Consider the following 1,616-nt stretch of genomic DNA (forward strand, 5'->3'; position numbering starts at 1 on the left):
GCAGACCGCGAAGACCCAGCCGAAGGCCGCCTACGACCTCGGCCTGCGCTATTTCCGCGGCGACGGCGTGCGCCAGGACAGCTACCAGGCGCTCAAGTGGATGCGCGAGGCCGCCGAACGCGGCGACCTGAACGCGCAGAAGGCGCTCGGCAGTTTCTACCTGTTCGGCCTCGAGGAAATGGGCTCGGATGCGCGCGAAGCGGAGAAGTGGCTGTCGATCGCGGCCGGCCGCGGCGACAAGGAATCGAAAAAGCTGCTCGATCTCGCGCGCAAGGCGAAGAAAGAAGACGAAGAAGACTGGAAATGGCGCACGCAATGGCGTGACGTCTATTACGGCTACTGGTACTCGGGCTATCCGTACTACGGCGTCTGGCAGCAGACGTACTGGTACTACTGACCGGGCATCGAGCAACGGGGGCAGCCGCGGGGAGACCACCATCGCGCGCCACGCCGGGGGGCTTATCGAAGTTCGCATGGACACATAAGCCGAACAACGACTCTAATCGATCGACAACGACAATGAAGACCAACCTTCTCCAACGTCTCACCCAAGGTGCGCTGGTTGCAGCGCTTGGCGCGTCCGTCGCGGGTTGCGGCGGCGTGGTGACGCCCGGCGGGCAGAACGCCGGCGTGACGGGCGCCGCGGCCGGCGGCGCGAGCGCCGGCGCCGATTCGCAACTGCAGCGCTGCACGTCGCCGCTCGGCACGATCGCGGTCGACGACGGCCGCAATGCCGACTGGTGGGGCCCGTTCGGCAGCGCGACCAAGATGACCACGATCGACCCGCTGCTGCGCCTGGCGGTGCAGCAGTCGAACTGCTTCGTGATCACGTCGATCGGCAACCAGAAGAGCGACGCGCGCCTGTCGCGCATCACGCAGCTGCAGCGCAACTCGGGCGAATACCGCGCGGGCTCGAAGCAGCAGAAGGGCCAGCGTGTCGCGGCCGACTATTACATGGAACCGCAGATCGTGATCAACGATTCGCCGATCGGCGGGATCGGCAGCATGATCGGCGGGCTGATCGGCAACAGCGCGGTGGCGGCGGTGGCGGGCCACCTGCAGACGAAGGCGTCGGTCGTGACGCTGACGCTGTTCGACGTGCGCTCGGCGGTGCAGATCGCGGCGTCGGAAGGCAGCTCGACGGCGACCAACTACGGCGCGGCGCTGGGTGGGTTCGGCGGCGGCGTGGGGGGTGCGCTGGCGGGTTTCTCGGCGACGCCGGAAGGCAAGGCGACGGTCGTCGCGTTCATCGATGCGTACAACAAGATGGTCGTCGCGCTGCGCAGCTACAAGGCGCAGGACGTCAAGGGCGGGCTGGGCCGCGGTGGCCAGCTGCAGGTCAACTGACGTCGCCGGGCCGGCGAGGGCCGCCGGCCGATTGCCTTGATTCCTGATGTCCGATTCGTGAGGGTCGGTGCGTGCGGCACGATGCGCGCGCACCGGCTGCGTTCGTCCTGTTCGTTCCGAAGGTGATCCCGATGAAAACCGTTGCACTGATTGCATTGACCTGCCTGGCGCTGACCGCTTGCGGCGGTGGCGACGACAATTCCTCGCCCGCGGCGTCCGGCGGATCGGGCACGACCAACAACGGCGGCAGCGGCGGGACGGGCGGCACG

General features: G+C 67.5%; 2 protein-coding genes and 1 pseudogene. All 3 read left to right on the forward strand.

The genetic code is table 11. The features are described from left to right. The coding region (locus H0X95_RS35610; protein WP_080501956.1) for a tetratricopeptide repeat protein at window positions 1–397 on the forward strand (397 nt) is incomplete at its 5' end. Between the two features lie 122 nt (window positions 398–519). Next, the gene (locus H0X95_RS35615; RefSeq protein WP_012493791.1) at window positions 520–1,347 is read left to right on the forward strand and encodes a hypothetical protein; all 828 of its coding nucleotides are present in this window, start codon (window positions 520–522) and stop codon (window positions 1,345–1,347) included. A 71-nt stretch (window positions 1,348–1,418) separates the two neighbouring features. Beyond that, window positions 1,419–1,616: pseudogene (locus tag H0X95_RS35620) on the forward strand (hypothetical protein); the annotation flags it as partial.

This window comes from Burkholderia sp. 9779_493 (assembly GCF_015712215.1).
GTDB lineage: Bacteria > Pseudomonadota > Gammaproteobacteria > Burkholderiales > Burkholderiaceae > Burkholderia > Burkholderia cenocepacia.